The sequence below is a fragment of the Micromonospora sp. AMSO1212t genome (assembly GCF_008868145.1).
Taxonomy (GTDB): Bacteria; Actinomycetota; Actinomycetes; order Mycobacteriales; family Micromonosporaceae; genus Micromonospora; species Micromonospora tulbaghiae.
On record NZ_WBKS01000019.1, the window covers coordinates 43,222 to 65,861 of the forward strand.

Here is a 22,640-nt window from a genome sequence, read left to right on the forward strand (position 1 = left end):
TACCGAATGACCAACCACCACCAGTCGACCCGGGGGAGACCCCGGGTCGCTTTCGTCACCTGCGCCGAGCTGCCCGACCTCGACCCGGACGACCGGCTCGCACTCGGCCCGCTCGCCGACCGCGACGTCACCGCCGAGATCGCGGTCTGGGACGACCCCTCGGTGGACTGGCCCGGGTACGACCTGGTCGTGCTCCGCTCCCCGTGGGACTACGCGCTGCGGCGGGACGAGTTCGTGGCCTGGGCGCGTACCGTGCCGGCCCTGGTCAACCCGGCCGACGTGGTCGCCTGGAACACCGACAAGCGCTACCTGTCCGAGCTGGCCGCCGCCGGAGTGCCCACCGTCCCGACGGAGTGGGTCGAGCCGGGGCAGGCGTGGACCCCACCGGCCGGCGGCGAGTACGTGATCAAGCCGGCGGTCAGCGCTGGTAGCCAGGACACCGGCCGCTACGACCTGACCGACCCGGAGCACCGCGAGCTGGCGGTGGCCCACGTACGGCGGCTCTCCGGCGCCGGGCGGGTCACCATGGTCCAGCCGTACCTCGGCGCGGTGGACACCGCCGGGGAGACCGCGCTGCTGTTCCTGGCCGGCCCCGGCGGCCTGACGTTCAGCCACGCCATCCGCAAGGGCCCGATGCTGACCGGGCCGGACCTGGGCGAGGCCGCCCTCTACAAGGAGGAGCGGATCGACGCCCGCGCCGCCACGGCGGAGCAGCGGGCCATGGCCGAGAAGGTGCTCGCGGTGGTGCCCGGCGGCCCGGACCGCCTGCTCTACGCCCGCGTCGACCTGATCCCCGGCCCGGACGGCGAGCCCGTGCTGGTCGAGCTGGAGCTGACCGAGCCGAGCCTGTTCGTGGGGCACGCCGACGGCGCGCCGGATCGCCTCGCCGACGCGGTGCTCGCCCACCTGGCCCGCCGCCGCTGAGCCGGGCCGCCGGCCGTCGTGGACCGGACCGGGTCAGGTGTGTGCCGGCGCCAGGCGGGCCAGGTGCGCGTCGATCTCCGCGCGCGCGTCGGCCGGGCTCAGGCCGGTGGTCAGGACCCGTACCGTGATGCCGTCCAGCAGTGTCGTCAGTGCGGCGGCCTCGGCCCGCGCGTCCAGGTCGGGGGCGATGCCGCCACCGGCCCGGCCGAGCGTGAGCAGGCGCTCGACGTTGGCCCGCATCTGCGCCTCGTTCTCGGCCAGGATCGCCGCCACCTGCTCGTCCACCAGCGCCTCGGCGGTGAGGACCAGCCAGACCCGCGCCTCGAAGGCGCGCTCGGCGTCCAGCGGGACGAGTTGCCGCACCGCCTGCCGGATCACCTCGGGCGTGACCGGGTCGGCGGGGATCGTCCGTGCCCGTGCCACCACGCGTCCGGCCAGGTGGTCCATTGCTGCCCGGACCATCAGTTCCCGGGTCGGCAGGTAGTGCTGCGCGGTCGCCAGCGGCATGCCCGCCTCGGCGGCGACGGCCCGCACCGTCATCCCGGCCGAACCGGCGCGCGCCAGTACGACGCAGGCCGCCTCGCCGAGATGACGCCGCCGTTCCTCGTGGTCCACAACCTTGGGCACGAGGTGATCATAGATGGTCGGTCATTTGACCGATATAGGTCGGCCGCCTAACGTTGCCGGGCATGACCGCACTCCGTACTGACCCCGCGCGCGACACCCGCCGGTTCAGCTACCTCGACATGGCGCTCGTGCTCGCCGTCGGCGTCGGGCTGGCCAACTCGGCGGTGGCGGACTTCCTGGCCCGGGGACCGGCGCGGCTGGGCATGTCGGAGATGACGGCGTCCACCGTCGCGTGGGCTCTGATCAACTGCACCCAGCTCGCCGTGGGGCTCGCGGTGGTGCGGCACCGCTTCGGCGCGATCGCCGGGCCGCTGCGGCTCGTCCGTCCCGCACGCCGGCAGATGGGCGCCGCTGTGGGATGGGGGCTGGCCAAGGCCGCGCTCACCCTCGTCCTGGTGGTGGCCCTGCCCGCCGCGCTCGTCGCCGGTGGCGGCGGTGAGGGCGGCTACCCCGACGGAAGCCTGCTCGCGCAGTTCGCCTTCGCGTTCGCCTTCGGCGCCGTCGTCTCCCCGCTCTACGAGGAGATCCTCTACCGGGGCGTCTTCTACCAAGGGCTCGCCGCGCGGCTGCCGGCGGTGGCCGCGGTCGTGCTGTCGGCGGCCTTCTTCGCCGTCGTGCACCTGCCCCGCGTCTTCAACACCGTCAGCGCGCTCTTCGCCGGGCTGCTGTTCGCCTGGCTCCTGCACCGCCACCGCAACCTCTGGGTGCCGATCCTCGCCCACGCCGTCAGCAACGGAACGCTCGTCGTCCTGGCGTTCGCCGCCGAGGCGGCCGCCTGACGCGGCGGCGTACTCAGTCGCGGTCGCTGTGGTTGCGCGCCCAGCGGCCACCGATCGGCGGCGTGTCCAGCCGCAGCGCGGCCTCGGTGCCGGCCAGGTCGTTGTCCTCGAACGCGCAGGAGACGCAACTGCCCGCCTCGGTGACCCAGATGCCGTACGCCTGGGTGTCGGCGTCCCGGTGCCAGATCCGGTTGCCGCGCACGGTGGCCGAGTCGAACGGCGCGGCGATCGTGATGCCGCCGCACGCCGGCGGTGCGTCCGGCAGCTCGTACGCCGTGCCGGGCCCCGGCGTGGCCGCGCTCCACCCGGTGGAGCCGTCCGGGCGCACCTCGGCCAGGGAGAGCCGGTCGGCGCTGTTGTCGGACACCACGGCGTCGCGGGAGCCGACCCGCACCACCTTGCCCCGGTGCCCGCCGGCCGGCCAGTCGGCGTTGCCGTCGGTGACCTCGCGCGGGCCGTACCGCACCGCCTCGCCGGAGCCGGATTCGGCCGGGGCGGAGCGGCGGCCGTTGTCCCGGATCCGGTTCCCGACGATCGACGTGTCGAGCATCGGCCGATCGATCCGGATGCCGTCCAGCGCGTTCTCCCGGATGTCGTTGTCCTGGATCACCACGTCGGCCGCTGCGCCCTGGTAGCCGTGGCCCAGGTCGTGCTCGTGGTAGCCGAAACCGCCGTTGCGGCTGATCCGGTTGGCCTGGACCGCGTACGGGCCGGGGGTGTTGCCCATGCTGATGCCGTCGCCGACGTTGTAGTCGATCACGCAGCCGGTGACCAGGCCGCCGCGCCCGGCCACGCCGGCGGTGCCGTTGCCCGACACGTCGAACCCGGCCTCCAGGTTGTTGGTCATGGTGCAGCCGGAGACGATCAGCCCGTCCGCGCCCCAGTCGGAGATGCCGAACCGGTTGGCCTGGCTGTGGCAGCCGATGATCCGGATGCCGCGGGGCGGGGTCCAGTAGTCCTTCTGCAGCTCCAGGAAGATGCCGTTGGTGCCGTTGCCGATGGTGGTGCAGTTGGCGATGGTGAGGCGCTCTACGTCGCCCCAGCCGCCGATGCCGACGCCGATCCCCGCGCCGCCCATCTGGTCGCCGTTGTCCAGCCGGCCGCACCCGACCGTGACCACCCCGTCGATCAGGCTGTCCTGGAGGAAGTCGCAGCCCAGGCCGGTCGCGCCGGTGTGGTGGATGTAGAGGTTGCGGAAGACTCCGCGTACCACGTACTGCAGGCCCAGCCCTTTGGCCAGGTAGTCGTAGGCGGTCTGGGCCACGCCGGAGCCGTCGATCTCGAAGTCGGCGAACGAGCAGTCGGCGATGTGCCGGTCCCGGTCCGCGCCGTGCTGCACGGTGGTCCAGTAGGCGAGCGGGACCGGTGCGCTGCGGTTGCCCTCGTTGCTGAGCAGGAAGCGGGTCGCGGCCGGCCCGGCGCCGAGCAGCGAGACGCCGCTGCGCCAGACGGTCCCGGCGTCGCGGATCGAGTAGAGGCCGGGCGGGCAGTAGATCACCCGGGCCCGGCCGTCGGCGTCGTACCCGGCGCCGAGGCGGTCCACCAGCGCCGCCAGGGCGGGCTGGTCGTTGGTGACCCCGTCGCCGGTGAGGCCGTACTCGCGGGCATCGCACCACAGCGGCGCGCCGGCGACCGGGGTCAGCCGTTGCGGGGTGGTGGTGGAGAGGCTCTTGCGCGACACGGGGAGCTCCCCTCGGGCGGACGGTCGGTGGCCCGTGCCGCTTTCCCGCTCCCGCCGCGGGGTAACGCCCCGCTCAGGCGGCGGCGCCCACCCGTTCGCTGGCGGGCGCGGCCGGCGCCGCCGGGGTGGCCGGCAGTCGCTCCCGGGTCGCCCAGAGCACGCCCAGCGTGGCCAGCAGCACCAGGCAGGAGCCGAGCATGTGCGCGCCGACCAGCACGGCGGGCAGGTGGGTGAAGTACTGGACGAAGCCGATCACGCCCTGGCCCAGCTCGACCGCGATCAGCACCGCCGCGGCCCGCGCCGCCCGTGCCGCGCCGACCGCCCGGAACGCGAAGTACAGCGCCACCGACAGGCCGATCAGCAGGAAGACGCCGTCGGCGTGCACCTGCGAGATCGCCGCCGGATCCAGGCCGTTGCGGGCCGCGCCGTGGTCGCCGGCGTGCGGTCCGCTGCCGGTCACCCACGTGCCGACCACCAGCACCGACGCGCTCACCGCGGTGGTGATCCAGGCGAGCGTACGCAGCGGTGCCGGCACGGTCGGGGACACCGGCCCGTCCGGCTCCTTGACGCGCCGCCAGAGCGCGTACGCGACCGCGATCACCGCCATCGAGGCGAGGAAGTGCAGCCCGACCACCCATGGGTTGAGGTTGGTGAGCACGGTGATGCCGCCGATGACCGCCTGGGCCGGGATGCCGAACAGCACGCCCACGGCCAGCGGCAGCGTCCCGCGGCGGCGCGGACGGTGCGCCAGCACGGCCAGCACCACGGCGAGCGCGATGATCCCGACCGCGAAGGTGAGCAGCCGGTTGCCGAACTCGATCACCCCGTACACGCCCATCTCGGGTGTGGTGGTGTAGGAGTCCTCGGTGCACCGGGGCCAGGTGGGGCAGCCGAGGCCCGAGGCGGTGAGCCGGACGGCCCCGCCGGTGACCACGATCGCGACGTTCGCGATGATCGAGGCGAGCGCGAGGCGGCGCAGCAGCGTGGCGGAGACCGGAAACCGGACGGATCGCTTCACGGAGCGAATCCTACGCACCGTAGTTGATCCCGATCGGGTGACTCCGGCACCCCGGTGGTCGGAATCACCGGACCCCGGGTTTGCGGGCCCTCGGCGAATTACGTAACGTTGCCGTTGTGAAAAACGCGGCGGCGCTCTCCCGAACGCCGGTGACCGGTCCGGTCGCCGGTGGTTCGCGCGCACGTCGCGGCGTACGGCCCGGCGAGCGGGAGACCGCTCCGGCCGACCTCTCGACCCGCGACCGGGTCACCCAGCTGCTGCTGGAGCGTGGTCCCACCACCGCCGCGCAGCTCGGCACGGCGCTCGGCCTGAGCCCGGCCGCGATCCGCCGGCACCTCGACGCGATGCTCGCCGACGGTGACGTGGTCGCCCGTGAGCAGACCGTCCGTGGCAGCCGCGGGCGCGGCCGGCCGGCGAAGGTCTTCGCGCTCACCGAGGCGGGCCGGGGCCGCTGCGGCACCCACCACTACGACAACATGGCCACCGCCGCGCTGCGGTGGATCGCCCGCACCGGCGGCACCGAGGCGGTCGCGGCGTTCGCGGCCGAGCAGGTCTCCGCGCTGGAGACCCGCTGCCGGGCGGCCATGGAAGACGCCGGCGACGCCCCGCTCGCGCGGGCGGAGGCACTCGCCGGCGCGCTGACCGCCGAGGGTTACGCTGCCAACGCGTCCACGATCGCCTCCGGCGGCCAGCTCTGCCAGCACCACTGCCCGGTGGCGCACGTGGCCGCCGAGTTCCCTCAGCTGTGCGAGGCCGAGACCGAAGTGATCTCCCGTCTGGTCGGCACTCACGTACAGCGCCTGGCCACCATCGCGCACGGCGACGGCGTGTGCACCACGCACATTCCCGCCCAGTCCGGTTCCACCGTCACCACTGTGAGGACAGATAGATGACCGAGCAGATCGTTCAGCCCCTGACCCAGGAGGAGCAGCTCGCCGCCCTCGGTCGTTACGAGTACGGCTGGGCCGACCCCGACGTCGCCGGGGCCTCCGCCCAGCGCGGCCTCAGCGAGGCGGTGGTACGGGACATCTCGGCGAAGAAGAACGAGCCGGCCTGGATGCTCGACCTGCGGCTCAAGGGCCTGCGGCTGTTCGGCCGTAAGCCGATGCCGAACTGGGGCGCCGACCTCACCGGGATCGACTTCGACAACATCAAGTACTTCGTCCGGTCCACGGAGAAGCAGGCCACCTCCTGGGAGGAGCTGCCCGAGGACATCAAGAACACCTACGACAAGCTCGGCATCCCGGAGGCGGAGAAGCAGCGCCTGGTCGCCGGTGTCGCGGCGCAGTACGAGTCCGAGGTGGTCTACCACCAGATCCGTGAGGACCTGGAGGAGCAGGGCGTCCTCTTCCTGGACACCGACACCGCGCTCAAGGAGCACGAGGACCTGTTCAAGGAGTACTTCGGCACCGTCATCCCGGTCGGCGACAACAAGTTCGCCGCGCTGAACACCTCCGTCTGGTCCGGCGGCTCGTTCATCTACGTGCCGAAGGGCGTGCACGTGGACATCCCGCTGCAGGCCTACTTCCGGATCAACACGGAGAACATGGGCCAGTTCGAGCGGACGCTGATCATCGTCGACGAGGGCGCGTACGTGCACTACGTCGAGGGCTGCACCGCGCCGATCTACTCGTCCGACTCGCTGCACAGCGCCGTCGTGGAGATCATCGTCAAGAAGAACGCCCGGTGCCGGTACACGACCATCCAGAACTGGTCGAACAACGTCTACAACCTGGTCACCAAGCGCGCCGTGTGCCACGAGGGCGCGACCATGGAGTGGGTCGACGGCAACATCGGCTCCAAGGTCACCATGAAGTACCCGGCGGTCTACATGACCGGCGAGCACGCCAAGGGCGAGGTGCTCTCGGTGGCCATGGCCGGCGAGGGCCAGCACCAGGACGCCGGCGCCAAGATGGTGCACGCCGCGCCGCACACCTCCTCGACCATCGTGTCGAAGTCGATCGCCCGGGGCGGCGGCCGCACCTCGTACCGCGGTCTGGTGCAGGTGCTGGAGGGCTCGACCAGCAGCAAGAGCACCGTCAAGTGCGACGCGCTCCTGGTCGACACGATCTCCCGCTCCGACACCTACCCGTACGTCGACATCCGCGAGGACGACGTGTCGATGGGGCACGAGGCGACCGTCTCCAAGGTCAGCGACGACCAGCTCTTCTACCTGATGAGCCGGGGCCTGAGCGAGGACGAGGCGATGGCGATGATCGTGCGCGGCTTCATCGAGCCGATCGCCAAGGAGCTCCCGATGGAGTACGCGCTGGAGCTCAACCGCCTGATCGAGCTCCAGATGGAGGGCGCGGTCGGCTGACGCCGCCCGCCCTCCGCCTCACCTGACACCTCGTCGTAGAACAGACCAAGGAAGAGATGACTACCCAGGCTTCCGCACCGCCCACGACCAAGTCGCAGGCGCTCCGCTCGTACGACGTCGCCGACTTCCCGGCCCTGACCGGCCTGGAGGAGGAGTGGCGCTTCACCCCGCTCAAGCGCCTGCGCGGCCTGGCCTCGTCGGCGCAGGGCGCGACCGGCGCCGTCCGGCACGAGTACGGTGACCTGCCCGAGGGCGTCACCGTCGACCGGATCGGCCGGGACGACCCCCGGGTGGGCAGTGTGCTCACCCCGTTCGACCGGGTCAGCGCGCTCGCGTACGGCGGGGCCGACGGCGCGCTGCTGGTGCGGGTCGCCCGCGACGCGGTGGTGGACCGGCCGGTGCGCCTGCGTGTGGTCGGCGAGAACGCCGACACGCTCGCGTTCGGCCACACGTTCGTCGACGTGGAGCGGTTCGCCGAGGCGACCGTGGTGATCGAGCACGTCGGCTCGGCCACGCTGGCCGACAACGTCGAGGTGTCGGTGGGCGACGGCGCGAAGCTGACGCTGGTCACGGTCGCCGACTGGGCCGACGACGCGGTGCAGGCGCAGCACCTCAAGGTGCGGCTGGGGCGCGACGCCCGGATCGTGCACGTGCAGGTCAGCCTCGGCGGCGACCTGGTCCGGCAGTACACGTCGGTGGAGTACACCCAGCGCGGCGGCGAGGCCGAGCTGTACGGCGTCTACTTCGCCGACTCCGGCCAGCACCTGGAGCACCGGCAGCTGGTCGACCACACCGTGCCGGACTGCCGCAGCAACGTCGGCTACCGGGGCGCGCTGCAGGGCGACGACGCGCACACGGTCTGGGTCGGCGACGTGCTGATCCGCGCCGAGGCGACGGGCACCGACACGTACGAGATCAACCGGAACCTGCTGCTCACCGACGGCGCCCGGGCCGACTCCGTGCCCAACCTGGAGATCGAGACCGGCGAGATCGCCGGCGCCGGGCACGCCAGCGCGACCGGCCGGTTCGACGACGAGCAGCTGTTCTACCTGATGGCCCGGGGCATCCCGGAGGCCGAGGCGCGGCGCCTGGTGGTGCGCGGCTTCTTCGCCGAGCTGATCAACAAGATCCCGGTCGAGGACCTGCGCGAACGCCTGGGCGACGCCATCGAGGCCCGGCTGGCGAAGGCAGGCGCCTGATGCTCAAGATCTGCTCCACCGAGGACGTGCCGAAGGGCACCGCGATCAGCGCCGACGTGGACGGCGTGCAGGTCGCGATCGTGCACGGCGAGGACGACGTGTTCTACGCGGTGCACGACGAGTGCTCGCACGCGGCCGTGGCGCTGTCCGAGGGCGAGGTCGAGGGCTGCACGCTGGAATGCTGGCTGCACGGATCCCGTTTCGACCTGCGTACCGGTGCGCCCACCGGGCTGCCCGCCACCGAACCCGTACCCGTCTATTCCGTCGAAGTCCGTGACGGCGACATCTACCTTTCCGTGGACGGCGACGGCCGTCCGCTGCCGAGCAATGGAGTGACCCGCTGATGAGCACCCTGGAGATCCGCGACCTGAAGGTGTCGGTCAAGCTGCCCGAGGGTGAGCTCAAGCCGATCCTGCACGGGGTCGACCTGACCGTGCGCTCCGGCGAGACGCACGCCATCATGGGCCCGAACGGCTCCGGCAAGTCCACGCTGGCCTACTCGATCGCCGGTCACCCGAAGTACGAGATCACCGGCGGCGAGGTGACCCTCGACGGCGAGGACGTGCTGTCCATGTCCGTCGACGAGCGCGCCCGCGCCGGCCTCTTCCTGGCCATGCAGTACCCGGTCGAGGTCCCCGGCGTGTCGGTGGCCAACTTCCTGCGTACCGCCAAGACCGCCATCGACGGCGAGGCGCCGAAGCTGCGCACCTGGGCCGGCGAGCTGCGCGGCGCCATGGAGAAGCTCCAGATGGACCCGGCGTTCGCCCAGCGCAACGTCAACGAGGGCTTCTCCGGCGGCGAGAAGAAGCGGCACGAGATCGTGCAGCTGGAGCTGATCAAGCCGAAGATCGCGATCCTCGACGAGACCGACTCCGGCCTGGACGTGGACGCGCTGCGCGTGGTCAGCGAGGGCGTGAACCGGGTGCGCGACACCGGTGACACCGGTCTGCTGCTGATCACCCACTACACCCGCATCCTGCGCTACATCAAGCCCGACTTCGTGCACGTCTTCGTGGCCGGCCGGATCGTCGAGCAGGGCGGCCGCGAACTGGCCGACAAGCTCGAGGAAGAGGGCTACGAGCGGTACGTCGCCGGAGCCGGCGCGGCGCGGGCCTGAGACTCGACATGACCTCGATGGCCATCCCGGCGGGCATGCCGCAGTACGACGACGTGCCCCGGTTCGACGTGGCGAAGGTGCGGGCCGACTTCCCGATCCTCGACCGGGAGGTCAACGGCCACCCGCTGGTCTACCTGGACAGCGCCAACACCTCGCACAAGCCGCGGCAGGTGCTCGACGTGCTCACCGAGCACTACGCGATGCACAACGCCAACGTGTCGCGCTCGGTGCACACGCTGGGCACCGAGGCGACCGAGGCGTACGAGGGCGCGCGGGCGAAGATCGCCGCGTTCATCAACGCGCCGAGCGTGGACGAGGTGGTGTTCACCAAGAACTCCACCGAGGCGATCAACCTCGTGGCGTACGCGTTCTCCAACGCCTCGCTGCGCCCGGACGGCGACCCGCGGTTCCGGCTGGGCCCCGGTGACGAGATCGTGATCTCCGAGATGGAGCACCACTCGAACATCGTCCCGTGGCAGCTGCTGGCGGAGCGTACCGGCGCGACCCTGCGCTGGTTCCCGGTCACCGACCAGGGCCGGCTCGACGAGTCCGGCCTGGACGACCTGGTCACCGAGCGGACGAAGATCGTCTCGCTGGTGCACATGTCGAACATCCTCGGCACCGTCAACGCCACCTCGCGGATCACCGCGCGGGTGCGCGAGGTCGGCGCGCTGCTGCTGCTCGACTGCTCGCAGTCGGTGCCGCACCTGCCCATGGACGTGGTCGACTACGACGCCGACTTCATCGTCTTCACCGGGCACAAGATGTGCGGGCCGACCGGCATCGGTGTGCTCTGGGGCCGGGGCGAGCTGCTCGCCGCGATGCCCCCGGTGATGGGTGGCGGCTCGATGATCGAGACGGTCACGATGGCGGGCTCGACGTTCGCCGCGCCGCCGGCCCGGTTCGAGGCGGGCACCCCGCCGATCGCCGAGGCGGTGGCGCTCGGCGCGGCGGTGGACTACCTCACCGCGATCGGCATGCCGGCCATCCAGTGGCACGAGAAGGAGCTGACGGCGTACGCGCTGGATGCCCTCGCCACAGTGCCCGGCCTGCGGATCTTCGGTCCGACGGTGCCGGTCGGCCGGGGCGGGACGATTTCCTTCGCGCTCGGTGACGTGCACCCGCACGACGTCGGGCAGGTGCTGGACTCGCTCGGCGTGCAGGTGCGGGTGGGCCACCACTGCGCCCGGCCGGTGTGCACCCGGTTCGGGGTGCCGGCCACGACGCGGGCGTCGTTCTACCTGTACAACACCACCGCGGAGATCGACGCCCTGGTGGCGGGTCTGGAGCAGGTGCGGAAGGTGTTCGAGTGAGCGGCGACGCAGGAGTCCGCGAGTCGACAGGAGCTCAGCCTGATGCAACTTGATTCTCTTTATCAGGAGATCATCCTGGACCACTACAAGCACCCGCACGGCCGCGGCCTGCGGGACGCGGCGGACCCGGCCGCCCGGGTCGGCGAGGCGCACCACGTCAACCCGACCTGCGGCGACGAGATCACCGTACGGGTGGCGACCGACGGCAGCGTGTTCACCGACATCTCGTACGACGGGATGGGCTGCTCGATCAGCCAGGCGTCGGCGAGCATCCTGCACGAGCTGCTGCGCGGCAGGGCCGCGAGCGACGCCGCTGTGGTGCACGAGGCGTTCGTGGAGTTGATGTCCGGACGGGGCCAGGTCACGCCGGACGAAGACGTGCTCGGAGACGGGGTGGCGTTCGCGGGTGTCGCGCGCTTTCCGGCCCGGGTCAAGTGCGCGCTGTTGTCGTGGATGGCGTTCAAGGACGCCGCGGCACGCGCCGGGGTGGGCGTGAGCCCGGAGGTGAAGGCATGAGCGACGAGAACATGACCCCCGAGGCCGGCGCGGTGGCAACGGACGGCACGGCCGTCAACGGGGCTGTTGCTGACGGTGCGGCCGCGGGTGCGGCGCCGGCCGGCGGCAAGGCCGCGATCGGTGACATCGAGGAGGCGATGAAGGACGTCGTCGACCCGGAGCTGGGCATCAACGTGGTCGACCTGGGCCTGGTGTACGGCGTCCACGTCGACGACGAGAACGTCGCCACCCTGGACATGACGCTGACCTCGGCGGCCTGCCCGCTGACCGACGTGATCGAGGACCAGGCCCGGCAGGCGCTGACCACCGGTCCCGGCGGTGGCCTCGTCAACGACATCCGGATCAACTGGGTGTGGCTGCCGCCGTGGGGCCCCGACAAGATCACCGACGAGGGGCGCGATCAGCTCCGCTCGCTCGGCTTCAACGTCTGACCGTTCGCCGGTCACGCTGCGGGCGCGGCACCCCTACCAAGGGGTGCCGCGCCCGCACTGCTTTCCCGCTCCCGCCCTCGCCTCCCGGCCCGTCTCCGTTTCTGAATCCCTCGGCACTACTTCGTTCCGCCGTCTCGCCAGGCCCGCCGTCCCACCTTCAGGACCGCGTCCCAGTTGCCGAGAGCCCGCGCCCACTCGCCAAGATCTCCACCCCGACCGGAGCCGGACCTGACAGGGCTGCACCGTTCTGACCACCCGCACACCCCTCCCCGCGATCTTGCACATCCTGCCCGGGCGGACCGGACATTCCGACTGTCTCCAGGGCCGCAAGTGCAGGATGAGGGCGTGATCGAGGCGTACCCGAAGCAGGTTTCTGTCCGTGCGGCCATGGCCGCACGCCGACAGCGCACCCTGCCGCCGGCCGCCTCGCCCCACCACCCGTCGTCGTGACCGGGGCGTTCCTCGCCGGCCTGGTCGCCGGCTACGGCGTCGCCATCCCGGTCGGCGCGATCGCGATCCTCATCCTCGGGCTCAGCGCGCGTACCTCGTTCCGGGTCGGGTCGGCGGCGGCGCTCGGCGTAGCCACCGCCGACGGTCTCTACGCGGCAGTGGCGGCGCTCGGTGGCGCCGCGGTGGCGAGCGGGCTCGCGCCGTTCGCGGGTCCGCTGCGGCTGCTCGCCGCGGGGGTGCTGCTGGCCCTCGCCGGCCTCACCGCCTGGCGCGCGCTGCGCCCACCACCCACGACGCAACAGCCGAGCGCGCGGGGCGGCCTGGACACGCCGGTGCGGGCGTTCGCCGCGGTTCTCGCCCTGACCCTGCTCAACCCGGCCACTGTGGTCTACTTCGTGGCGCTCGTCCTCGGCCGGGGTGACGTGCTCGGCTCCGGCCCGTCGGGCGCTGCCGCCTTCACCGTCGGGGTGTTCGTCGCCTCGGCCAGCTGGCAGTTGCTGATCGCGGGGGGTGGCACGCTGATCGGCCGGGCCCTCACCGGTCCCCGTGGGCGGCGGGTCACCGCGCTGCTGTCCAGCGTCATCATCGCGGCCCTCGCGGTCGCCACAGTGCTCGGTGTCTGACCGAAGAGGGTGGCCACGTTTGTGTCAGCCCGATTGCCGGGCCGTTCATGATCCGTTACCGGGGGATCGGCCGAAACGGCAGCTCCGGTCGGCGGAAAGATCCATTCCGGTCCCGCGTGCGACCACAGGTGCCCTCGGCCGTCAGGCCGGTCGGCGCGCCCTTGCGAAGCGCGGATCCCGCAGGCCGGGACGGAGTAGATCACCGTCCAGGTAGAACCGCATCACCTTTCCGGTTGATGTCCGGAGTCGCGAGTGGTCCTAGGGTCACGGAACAATCCGTGGACCGTTCACGTACGTCCGGTCATCTCCGCCGGTCGTGCGTCGGTCCACACCCGACCGCACAGGGAGAAGACTTGAGGATCACCCTGGGGCGTCCGCCGCGCGACCGGCAACCCGCCGGCCTGCCGCGGCGCGGACGGACCGCTGCCCTCCTCGTCGCCGCGCTGGCCGCGGCGACGCTTCCCGTTCTCGCGGCGCCCGCGCCCGTCTCCGCCGCACCCGCTGTCCACGGACCGTGGCAGAAGGTGGACGGCAAGCCGGCGACCACCAAGGCGGGCCGCAAGGCCGCCGTCAAGGCCAAGCGGCTGGCCGCGTACAAGCTGGACCGCGGCACCATGAAGGGCCTGTTGGACAACGCGCCGGCCGAGAAGCGCGTGGCGGTGGCCCGCGTACCGAAGCAGGTGGTGTCGCTGCCCGCTCCGGACGGCACGTTCCAGCGCTTCGAGCTGGTCGACTCGCCGGTCATGGAGGCCGGCCTGGCCGCCAGGCATCCGGAGATCACCACGTACGCCGGCAAGGGCCTGGACGACCCGACCGCGACCATCCGCGCGGACCTCACCCCGCTCGGGTTCCACGCCTCGGTCCGTTCGGCCGAGGGCAACTGGTACATCGACCCGTACTACCAGCGCGACCAGAGCCTCTACGCGAGCTACTTCGCCCGTGACCTGGAGCACCCCGAGGGTGAGTTCGTCGAGCGTGAGGACGTCACGCAGGAGGCGCACGCCCTGGCCGAGGAGATCGCCGAGGCGGAGGTCCCGGCCGGGCCGCTGGTGAAGCTGCGCACCTACCGGGTGGCGCTGGTGACCGACCCGTCGTACGCCACCTACTTCGGCGCGGAGAACGTCACCGCCGCCAAGGTGACGCTGATGAACCGGGTCACCCAGATCTACGAGGACGAGACCGCGATCCGGCTCGTGCTGATCAACGACACCGACAAGACCAACCTGAACACGCCGGCCCTGGCCACCGAGCCGAACGGCCCGTGCGGCGCGGCGGCGTGCTTCACGCCGGCGCAGCTCACCTCCTGCGGCAGCGGCACGCTCAGCCGTAACCGGATCGTGCTCGGCCAGCTGGTCGGCGCGAGCAACTACGACGTGGGCCACGTCGGCCTGGGCGTCAACGGCGGCGGCGTGGCGAGCCTCGGCGTGATCGGCGGCAACGGCAAGGCGCAGGGCTGCACCGGCCTGCCGACGCCGGTCGGCGACTTCTACGCGGTCGACTACGTCTCGCACGAGATGGGTCACCAGTTCGCCGGCAACCACACCTTCAACGGCACCCAGTACAACTGCTCGGGCGGCAACCGCAGCGCGGCCAACTCGTACGAGCCGGGCAGCGGTTCGTCGATCATGGCGTACGCGGGCATCTGCCAGCAGGACAACCTCCAGCCGCACAGCGACCCGTACTGGTCGCACCGCAGCTACACCGAGATCACCAACTACGTCACCTCGAACCGTCCGGCGATCAACGAGGTGCAGAACGTCTCGCTGTACGGGTTCGACGCCGACGGTGACTCGTTCACCATCAGCTACGCGGGCAACGACTCGGCGCCGATCGTGCGGGGCGTCAACTACACCACCGCCGGTATCAAGGCCGCCATCGAGGGCATCGCCGGCTGGCCGGCCGGCGCGACGGTCACCGTGGCCGCCTTCGGCGGCAGCGGCACGCTCAACGACAACGGCTTCCAGGTGACCTTCGGCGGCACGCTGGCCACCACCAACGTGGCGTCGCTGGAGCTTACCGGCGTCTCCGGCGCCTCCGGTTTCGTCGGCGAGACGGCCAAGGGCGGCGCCATCGACAACGGCGGCTGGCTGGTCGAGGAGACCACCAACCACGCCCCGGTGGTCACCGTCCCGGAGGCCGTCACCATTCCGGTGCGTACGCCGTTCGCGCTGACCGGCAGCGCCACCGACGCCGACGGCGACACGGTCACGTACCTGTGGGAGCAGAACGACAGGGGCGCCACGACCGGCACCGCGCTGACGAACAACACGAAGGTCAACGGTCCGCTGTTCCGGGTGTTCGGCGAGGCGGCGATCGTGTCGCCGACCGACACGCTGAAGTACCACTCGCCGGGTCTGAACTCGGTCACCACCGACTCGACCCGGGTCTTCCCGGACATGGCGCAGATCCTGGCGGGCAACACCAACGCCGCCACCGGCACCTGCCCGGCCCCGCCTGCGCCGCCGGCCACCGGTGGCGCCTCGAACGTGCCCGCCGAGCTGGTCGACTGCTACTCGGAGTTCCTGCCCACCCGCGACTGGGTCGGCATGGCCGGTGACCGGACGCTGCACTTCAAGCTCACCGCCCGGGACGGGCGGCTGGGTGGCGGCGGCATCGGCAGCGCCGACGTCGCCGTGGTGCTGGCGCCGGACGCCGGTCCGTTCCTGGTGACCTCGCAGGACACCGCGGCCGTCCTGGACGGCGGCTCGACCCAGACCGTGACGTGGGACGTCGCCGGCACCGACGTGGCGCCGGTGAACGCCGCCCAGGTGAAGATCTCGCTGTCCGCCGACGGCGGGCAGACCTTCCCGTACGTGCTGGCCGAGCAGACCGCGAACACCGGCACCGCGACGGTGACGCTGCCGAACGTGGCGACCGAGAAGGCCCGGATCAAGATCGAGGCGGTCGGCAACGTCTTCTTCGACGTCAACGACGCCGACTTCACCATCCGGTCCGCCCCGGTCGTCACCACCACCGCCCCGGACGGCGGCGTACGGGTGCAGTACAGCGACGCGCTCTCGCCGGCCGTGACGGTCACCGCGACCGACGGCGACACCGCCGGCGCGGACCTGACCGCTGCGGCCACCGGGCTGCCCGCCGGCCTGTCCCTGGCCGTCGAGAGCACCTCGGCGACGGACGCCCGGCCCGGGTCGCGCACCTGGACGGTCGCCGGCACCACCACGGCGGCCCCGGGTGACTACCCGGTCACCGTGACCGTGTCCGACGGCTCCGGGCTGACCGGCAGCACGTCGTTCACAGTCACCGTCGCCGCCGAGGACGCGGCCGTCAGCTGGGCCGGTGACACGCTCGTCAACACCGCGACCGGCGGCGCGTCCGGCCAGGCTCTGCTGCGCGCCGTGGTCCGGGACAGCTCGGTGCTGCCCGGGGCGACGGACACCACAGCCGGTGACGTCCGTACCGCCACCGTCACCTTCACCAAGGGTGGCGTGACGCTCTGCACCGGTGTGCTCGACCTGCTCGGCACGGCCACCACCACCGCGTCCGCGGCGTGCACGGCCACCCTGCCGACGGGCACGCACACGGTCACCGCGACCGTGGGCGGCAACTACACGGGCAGCACCACCACCCAGGTGACTGTCGCCGTCTCCGACGGCGGGTTCCTCACCGGCGGCGGCGAGTTCACCGCCACCCGCTCGGCGGGGACCTACCCGGCCGACGTGAACTCCACCGTCGAGGTGGAGCTGAACGCGAAGCCGGGCAAGGCGAACAAGCCCGCCACGGGCAAGGCCGAGGTCGAGTTCCGCTCCGGCGGGAAGTCGTACACGATCAAGGCAGGCACCGTCGACGCGCTCGGCATCACCTCGGCGGGCAAGGTCGCCCAGGTGCGCTACCAGGCCGCCCTGTACGACAACAAGGGCAAGCTGGTGGCCTCCGGCCTGACCCTGGCCGTGACGGTGACCGACCGGGGCGCCCCCGGCAGGAACGACACCGTCGGGGTGACCCTGTGGCGGGGCGGCTCCCTGCTCCTGTCGTCCGACTGGACGGGCGGCGCGACCGCCGAGGTCAAGCTGAAGGGTGGCAACCTCACCGTTCACTGATCCACGCGGTCGACGCGGGAGGGCACCGAGACAGGTGTCCTCCCGCGTCTCGTTTTCTCCACCGCTTTTTCGGAATCGCCGCCGAATGTTTCTTCGCGAACGGGTCGGGTTCGACTCAGGCCGGACAGGCGCCCTGGTGCCAATTCAGTTTCGTAACGGCCATCGGCACGTAGAAGATGTTTCCGCCCCGGGGCACACAGGTGGTGCGTGTGGTCGTCGACCCGTCGGGCCAGGTGTAGACGAATTCCATGTCGACGTTTCGGGAAGTGTAGTTGTAGTAGGTCAGCGCCGGGACGCTGCCGGACCACTCAGCGCTGGTCACCAGGGATGGCGTCTCGACGGGGGCGGGCGCGGGGAAGGCCCAGTTGGGCCAGACGCAGAACGTTCCGGGCTGGCAGTTGCCGGGTGGCCATGCCTCGTCGGAGCTTTCCGGCGAAGCCGAGGCGGGAGCGGCAGTGGCGAGCAAGCCTGCCAGTGTTGCGGCGAGCGTCACGGATTTCAGCAGCACGGGGCACCCTTCCGAGATAATTGCTGATTGACAAGCGACATTATCAGTGGACATTTGACCAGTCAAGTACCTCCATTTTGCGAGCGTATGACTGATCCCGTATTCCGAAGACGGCGCATGAGGGACCCGCCGGGCCGTTCGTGCCGCTGGGTAGGGTCTGTGGCATGAGCAGCCGACCCGCCGCCGGGGGCGGCCGGTGGGTCGAGGTCGACCCCGGCCGCGTGACCCGCTGGGTCGAGGGCTTCACCGGCCGGCACGGCCCGCCGACCACGACCGTCCACGAGTACGGACTGCTGCTCACCGCCCCGGACGGCGCCACCGCCGAGCTGCACACCCCGCCCGGCGTGACCGCGTCGGCCGACGTACCCGGATTCGTCGCCGCCGCCGGCGCGGCCCGCCGGCTCGGTCTGCTCCTGGCCCGCAAGGGCGCGGTCGCGGTCGGCGTCGCCGACGGCACCGGCCTGGTGGTCTCCAAGGTGGACACCCGGTACGTGCAGGGGCGTACCGCGGCGGGCGGCTGGTCCCAGCAGCGGTTCGCGCGGCGGCGCGACAACCAGGCGAAGGCCGCGCTGGGTGACGCGGCCGAGCTGGCCGTACGCCTGCTGTTGCCGGAGGCGGGCACGCTGGCGGCGCTGGTGTGCGGCGGCGACCGGCGCGCGGTGGACACGGTGCTGGCCGACCGGCGGCTGGCCCCGCTCGCGGCGCTGCGCGCGCCGCGCCTGCTCGACGTGCCGGAGCCCCGGCACGCGGTGCTGGTGGCCGCCGTCGCCGCCGCCCGGGCGGTCCACATCCTGGTCCGCTGAACAGGAAAGATCACCTCAAGACGGCTCAATCCCGCTCCTCGATGATGCATCGAATCGACTCGATGCATAAGGTCGGTTTCACGAAGCGGCGGGTCTCCGGGCGACCCGCAGGGCCCGCTTCGCCTCCGCCATCACGCGCCGACATCGTTGGGAGAGAACAACTTCATGAGCGGATATCAGGACGGTCGCCTGCGAGCCCGGTGGCGCCGTGCGACGAGACTCCTCGTCGTAGCGGCGGCAATGAGCGCCGGAACCTTCGTGCTCACCGCGACACTGACGGCCGGCACGGCGAACGCGGCCCCCGGCCCGGTCGAGCGCGCCGCGCTCGCCGCGCCCACCCTCGCCAGCGTCACCGCGGGCGGCGCGCACACCTGCGCGATCAGCACCGACGGGGGACTGTGGTGCTGGGGCTCGAACTACGGCGGTCAGCTCGGCGACGGGACCACCACGAACCGCAGCGCCCCGGCGCAGGTCGGCACCGCCACCTGGACGAACGTCGACGCCGGCTCCGGGCACACCTGCGCGGTCCGCACGGACGGGACGCTGTGGTGCTGGGGCTCGAACTTCCGGGGTCAGCTCGGCGACGGGACCACCACCAGCCGCAGCACCCCGGTGCAGGTCGGCACCGCGACCACCTGGGCCCGGGTCGACGCCGGCCCTCAGCACACCTGCGCGATACGCACCGACGGCACGCTCTGGTGCTGGGGATTCAACCGGACCACCCAGCTGGGCGTCGGCGTCTCGCCGTACGTCGCGAACACCCCGCTGCAGGTCGGCACGGCCACCGACTGGGTGAGCGTCTCGACCGGCTACGGGCACACCTGCGGTATCCGGACCGGCGGCACGCTCTGGTGCTGGGGGTCCAGCTCGGACGGCCAGCTCGGACTGGGCAACCTGGCTCCCCAGACGGCGCCCGCGCAGGTCGGTACCGCGACCGGGTGGACGGGCGTCGCGGCCGGATACGCGCACACCTGCGGGGTCCGGTCCGGCACGCTGTGGTGCTGGGGCGAGAACGGATACGGGCAGCTCGGCGTGAGCGGCACGTACCGGACCGCGCCGGTGCAGATCGGCGCCGTCACCACCTGGAGCCGGATCGCCGCGAGCAGCGACACGTCCTGCGCGTCGCGTACCGACGGCAGCCTGTGGTGCTGGGGGAAGAACTCGGCCGGGCAGGTGGGCGACGGCAGCACCACCCACCGGTCCGCGCCCGCTCAGGCCGGCACCGCCACCACCTGGACCGGCGGCCTCGCGGTCACCGACCACGGCTGCGGGATCCGTACCGACGGCGGCCTGTGGTGCTGGGGTGACAACAGCGGTGGTCAGCTGGGCGACGGGACGACAGCCAACCGGTCCACCCCGGGTCAGGTGACCCTGCCGGCCTGACCGGCCTGACGAACGACATCGGCCCGCATCGCTGACGAGGTCAGCGGTGCGGGCCGATGCGCGGAGCGGCTCAGGCCCCCGAACCGAAGGTGTCGCAGGACTTCGGGTCGCCGGTGGTGAAGCCCTTGGTGAACCACTGCTTGCGCTGCTCCGAGCTGCCGTGGGTGAACTCGTCCGGGTTCACCGGCCGGCCGGACCGCTGCTGGATCGCGTCGTCGCCGATCTTCTCGGCGGTGTCGATGGCCTGCGAGATGTCCTGCTCGGTGATGCTCTTGAAGATCTTCTGGCCCTTGTCGTCGGCCGTGCCGGTGGCGTTCTTCGCCCAGGCCCCGGCGTAGCAGTCGGCCTGGAGCTCCAGCTTGACCGAGAGCGCGTTGGCGCTCTGCGGGTCGCGCTGCTGCTGACGGCGCATCTGCGCCTCGGTGCCGAGCAGGTCCTGCACGTGGTGGCCGTACTCGTGGGCCAGCACGTACGGCTGGGCGAACTCGCCCTCGGCGCCGAGCTGGTCGGCGAGCAGCTTGTAGAAGCTGAGGTCGATGTAGACCAGGTCGTCGGCCGGGCAGTAGAACGGGCCCACGCCCGAGTCGGCCGCGCCGCAGGCGGTGCTCACGTTCTGGCTGAAGAACACCGTCTTCGACGGTCGGTACTGCTCGCCGAACGCCTCCGGCATGGCGGTACGCCAGTACGCCTGGATCGAGTTGACGTAGAGCGCGTTGCGGCAGTCGAGCTGCTTCAGCCCGTCCTCCGCCGAGCACTTCTGCTCCAGCGACGTGTTGTCGCCCTGCTCGGAACCGCCGCCGTTGGTGGCGGCGTTGAGGCCGAACCCGCCGCCCACCAGGGCGACGAGCACGGCGATGATGATGCCCACGATCCCGCCGCGGCCGCCGCCGATCGGGATCGGAATGCCCATCCCGCCGCCTCCGCCGGACCCTCGCCGGTCGTCCACCTGGCTGGTGTCGACCCGCGCGTTCTCGTTCAGCTCCATGTTGACCCCGATCACCGATGTGTCCGTATGTGGTGGTTGCGGTACCGGACCGGGTCCGGACGGCGGTTTCCGTACCCGATGATCTTGCACGGTAATCCGGCGGAAGGGGTCGGCGGAGCCCGGTACACTTGTTCCCGTGCTGCGCTGCGAAGGCTGAACGGCCCCGCGCCGACGGGAAATCACCACCCGCCGGCGCTTTCGCGTGCCCTGAATCAGCCTTTCCGGACCCGAGAGCGAGTACTCCGAGATGATCACTGCCACCGGCCTGGAACTGCGTGCCGGTTCCCGGATCCTGCTGTCCGACACCACCCTGCGGGTGCAGCCGGGGGACCGGATCGGCCTGGTCGGCCGTAACGGCGCCGGCAAGACCACCACACTCAAGGTGCTCGCCGGGGAGGGTCAGCCGTACGGCGGCCAGATCGACCGGCGCAGCGCCATCGGCTACCTGCCGCAGGACCCGCGCACCGGTGACCTGGACGTCACCGGCCGGGACCGGGTGCTCTCCGCCCGCGGCCTGGACGTGCTCATGGCGCAGATGAAGGAGTTGGAGGACAAGCTCGCCGAGGGCGCCGACGACGAGCGGCTGGTCCGCCGCTACGGCGCGCTGGAGGACCAGTTCGCCTCGCTCGGCGGCTACGCGGCCGAGGCCGAGGCGGCCCGGATCTGCGCCAACCTCGGCCTGCCCGACCGCGCCCTGGCGCAGACCATCGGCACGCTCTCCGGCGGTCAGCGCCGCCGCATCGAGCTGGCCCGGATCCTGTTCCGCGACGCCGGCGAGAACGGCGGCGGCATCCTGCTGCTCGACGAGCCCACGAACCACCTCGACGCCGACTCGATCACCTGGCTGCGCGGCTTCCTCGCCAACCACAAGGGCGGCCTGATCGTGATCTCCCACGACGCCTCGCTGCTGGAGGCCGTGGTCAACAAGGTCTGGTTCCTGGACGCCACCCGGTCCGTGGTCGACACGTACAACCTGGGGTGGAAGGCGTACCTGGAGGCGCGGGAGACCGACGAGCGGCGCCGCCGCCGGGAGCGGGCCAACGCCGAGAAGAAGGCCGGCGCGCTGATGGCGCAGGCGGACAAGATGCGGGCCAAGGCCACCAAGACCGTCGCCGCCCAGAACATGGCCCGGCGCGCCGAGCGCCTGCTCTCCGGCCTCGACGAGGTCCGCGTCGCGGACAGGGTCGCGAAGGTACGGTTCCCGAACCCCGCGCCGTGCGGCAAGACGCCGCTGACCGCGACCGGCCTGTCCAAGTCGTACGGGTCGCTGGAGATCTTCACCGACGTCAGCGTGGCGGTGGACCGGGGTTCCCGGGTGGCCATCCTCGGCCTCAACGGCGCCGGCAAGACCACGCTGCTGCGGATGCTCGGCGGGCTGCTGGAGCCGGACACCGGCGAGGTGCACCCCGGGCACGGGCTGCGGCTGGGCTACTACGCCCAGGAGCACGAGACGCTCGACGTGGACCGGACGATCCTGGAGCACATGCGCAGCGCCGCGTCCGACCAGACCGACACCGACCTGCGCAAGATCCTCGGCGCGTTCCTGTTCTCCGGCGAGGACGTGGACAAGCCGGCCGGTGTGCTCTCCGGCGGCGAGAAGACCCGGCTGGCGCTGGCCACGCTGGTGTGTTCCGGCGCCAACGTGCTGCTGCTGGACGAGCCGACGAACAACCTCGACCCGGTCAGCCGCGAGCAGGTGCTGGACGCGATCGCCCGCTACCCGGGCGCGATCGTGCTGGTCACGCACGACCCGGGCGCGGTCTCCGCGCTCAAGCCGGACCGCGCCATCCTGCTGCCCGACGGTGACGAGGACGCCTGGTCCGACGACCTGCTGGAACTGGTAGAGCTGGCCTGACCCCCCGCCCCGCCCCCCTTGTCCCCGTCGATCATGAAGTTGGCGGCACT

General features: G+C 71.6%; 20 protein-coding genes. 15 read left to right on the forward strand and 5 right to left on the reverse strand.

The genetic code is table 11. The features are described from left to right. The first annotated feature begins 6 nt into the window (after positions 1 to 6). On the forward strand, positions 7 to 924 hold the full coding sequence (locus F8279_RS08200; protein WP_151499558.1) for a RimK family alpha-L-glutamate ligase: 918 nt from the start codon (positions 7 to 9) through the stop codon (positions 922 to 924). 33 nt (positions 925 to 957) lie between these two features. Here F8279_RS08200 and F8279_RS08205 read toward each other — a convergent pair whose 3' ends face one another. Further along, complete coding sequence (locus F8279_RS08205) at positions 958 to 1,551, reverse strand: TetR/AcrR family transcriptional regulator (RefSeq protein WP_151499559.1); 594 nt, start codon at positions 1,549 to 1,551, stop codon at positions 958 to 960. Between the two features lie 62 nt (positions 1,552 to 1,613). On the opposite strand from F8279_RS08205, the gene F8279_RS08210 reads away from it, so the two are divergent. Beyond that, complete coding sequence (locus F8279_RS08210) at positions 1,614 to 2,330, forward strand: CPBP family intramembrane glutamic endopeptidase (protein ID WP_151499560.1); 717 nt, start codon at positions 1,614 to 1,616, stop codon at positions 2,328 to 2,330. A gap of 13 nt (positions 2,331 to 2,343) precedes the next feature. Here F8279_RS08210 and F8279_RS08215 read toward each other — a convergent pair whose 3' ends face one another. Together F8279_RS08215 and F8279_RS08220 are read right to left on the reverse strand one after the other, a co-directional pair. After that, on the reverse strand, positions 2,344 to 4,011 hold the full coding sequence (locus F8279_RS08215; protein ID WP_151499561.1) for a right-handed parallel beta-helix repeat-containing protein: 1,668 nt from the start codon (positions 4,009 to 4,011) through the stop codon (positions 2,344 to 2,346). Between the two features lie 73 nt (positions 4,012 to 4,084). Beyond that, positions 4,085 to 5,047: a heme A synthase gene (locus F8279_RS08220; protein WP_192580652.1), complete on the reverse strand. Its 963-nt coding sequence runs from the start codon at positions 5,045 to 5,047 to the stop codon at positions 4,085 to 4,087. A gap of 98 nt (positions 5,048 to 5,145) precedes the next feature. Here F8279_RS08220 and F8279_RS08225 point away from each other — a divergent pair, with 98 nt between their 5' ends. From F8279_RS08225 to F8279_RS08270, 10 genes are all read left to right on the forward strand, one after another. Continuing rightward, complete coding sequence (locus F8279_RS08225; protein WP_151499563.1) at positions 5,146 to 5,922, forward strand: metalloregulator ArsR/SmtB family transcription factor; 777 nt, start codon at positions 5,146 to 5,148, stop codon at positions 5,920 to 5,922. Continuing rightward, positions 5,919 to 7,349, forward strand: coding sequence for a Fe-S cluster assembly protein SufB (gene sufB / locus F8279_RS08230; protein ID WP_151499564.1), 1,431 nt, complete (start codon positions 5,919 to 5,921; stop codon positions 7,347 to 7,349). The genes F8279_RS08225 and sufB overlap by 4 nt, the downstream gene beginning before the upstream one ends. A 56-nt stretch (positions 7,350 to 7,405) precedes the next feature. Then, complete coding sequence (sufD, locus tag F8279_RS08235) at positions 7,406 to 8,548, forward strand: Fe-S cluster assembly protein SufD (RefSeq protein ID WP_151499565.1); 1,143 nt, start codon at positions 7,406 to 7,408, stop codon at positions 8,546 to 8,548. Next, the gene (locus tag F8279_RS08240; protein WP_151499566.1) at positions 8,548 to 8,892 is read left to right on the forward strand and encodes a non-heme iron oxygenase ferredoxin subunit; all 345 of its coding nucleotides are present in this window, start codon (positions 8,548 to 8,550) and stop codon (positions 8,890 to 8,892) included. The genes sufD and F8279_RS08240 overlap by 1 nt, the downstream gene beginning before the upstream one ends. Beyond that, positions 8,892 to 9,665, forward strand: coding sequence for a Fe-S cluster assembly ATPase SufC (gene sufC, locus F8279_RS08245; protein ID WP_073831401.1), 774 nt, complete (start codon positions 8,892 to 8,894; stop codon positions 9,663 to 9,665). Before F8279_RS08240 ends, sufC begins: the two co-directional genes overlap by 1 nt. 8 nt (positions 9,666 to 9,673) lie before the next feature. Next, complete coding sequence (locus F8279_RS08250; protein WP_151499567.1) at positions 9,674 to 10,978, forward strand: cysteine desulfurase; 1,305 nt, start codon at positions 9,674 to 9,676, stop codon at positions 10,976 to 10,978. Between the two features lie 42 nt (positions 10,979 to 11,020). Next, on the forward strand, positions 11,021 to 11,494 hold the full coding sequence (sufU, locus tag F8279_RS08255; protein ID WP_091420393.1) for a Fe-S cluster assembly sulfur transfer protein SufU: 474 nt from the start codon (positions 11,021 to 11,023) through the stop codon (positions 11,492 to 11,494). Next, positions 11,491 to 11,925, forward strand: coding sequence for a metal-sulfur cluster assembly factor (locus F8279_RS08260; RefSeq protein ID WP_192580653.1), 435 nt, complete (start codon positions 11,491 to 11,493; stop codon positions 11,923 to 11,925). Before sufU ends, F8279_RS08260 begins: the two co-directional genes overlap by 4 nt. A gap of 446 nt (positions 11,926 to 12,371) precedes the next feature. Beyond that, complete coding sequence (locus tag F8279_RS08265; RefSeq protein ID WP_151499568.1) at positions 12,372 to 12,998, forward strand: LysE family transporter; 627 nt, start codon at positions 12,372 to 12,374, stop codon at positions 12,996 to 12,998. A gap of 353 nt (positions 12,999 to 13,351) precedes the next feature. Further along, complete coding sequence (locus F8279_RS08270) at positions 13,352 to 17,056, forward strand: M12 family metallo-peptidase (RefSeq protein ID WP_225853190.1); 3,705 nt, start codon at positions 13,352 to 13,354, stop codon at positions 17,054 to 17,056. A 115-nt stretch (positions 17,057 to 17,171) separates the two neighbouring features. Here the strand turns inward: F8279_RS08270 and F8279_RS08275 are convergent, their stop codons facing one another. Further along, on the reverse strand, positions 17,172 to 17,564 hold the full coding sequence (locus tag F8279_RS08275) for a hypothetical protein (RefSeq protein WP_151499569.1): 393 nt from the start codon (positions 17,562 to 17,564) through the stop codon (positions 17,172 to 17,174). Between the two features lie 164 nt (positions 17,565 to 17,728). Here F8279_RS08275 and F8279_RS08280 point away from each other — a divergent pair, with 164 nt between their 5' ends. Both F8279_RS08280 and F8279_RS08285 read left to right on the forward strand, forming a co-directional pair. After that, entirely contained in the window at positions 17,729 to 18,367 is a 639-nt protein-coding gene (locus F8279_RS08280) for an acVLRF1 family peptidyl-tRNA hydrolase (protein WP_151499570.1), read from the forward strand. 165 nt (positions 18,368 to 18,532) lie between these two features. After that, positions 18,533 to 19,750, forward strand: coding sequence for a hypothetical protein (locus F8279_RS08285; protein ID WP_151499571.1), 1,218 nt, complete (start codon positions 18,533 to 18,535; stop codon positions 19,748 to 19,750). Between the two features lie 70 nt (positions 19,751 to 19,820). On the opposite strand, the gene F8279_RS08290 is transcribed toward F8279_RS08285, so the two are convergent. After that, complete coding sequence (locus tag F8279_RS08290) at positions 19,821 to 20,735, reverse strand: neutral zinc metallopeptidase (RefSeq protein ID WP_091421915.1); 915 nt, start codon at positions 20,733 to 20,735, stop codon at positions 19,821 to 19,823. A 247-nt stretch (positions 20,736 to 20,982) separates the two neighbouring features. Between F8279_RS08290 and F8279_RS08295 the strand changes: the two genes are divergently transcribed. Further along, positions 20,983 to 22,590, forward strand: a complete 1,608-nt coding sequence (locus tag F8279_RS08295) for an ABC-F family ATP-binding cassette domain-containing protein (RefSeq protein WP_091420381.1) — start codon at positions 20,983 to 20,985, stop codon at positions 22,588 to 22,590. Positions 22,591 to 22,640: the final 50 nt, after the last annotated feature.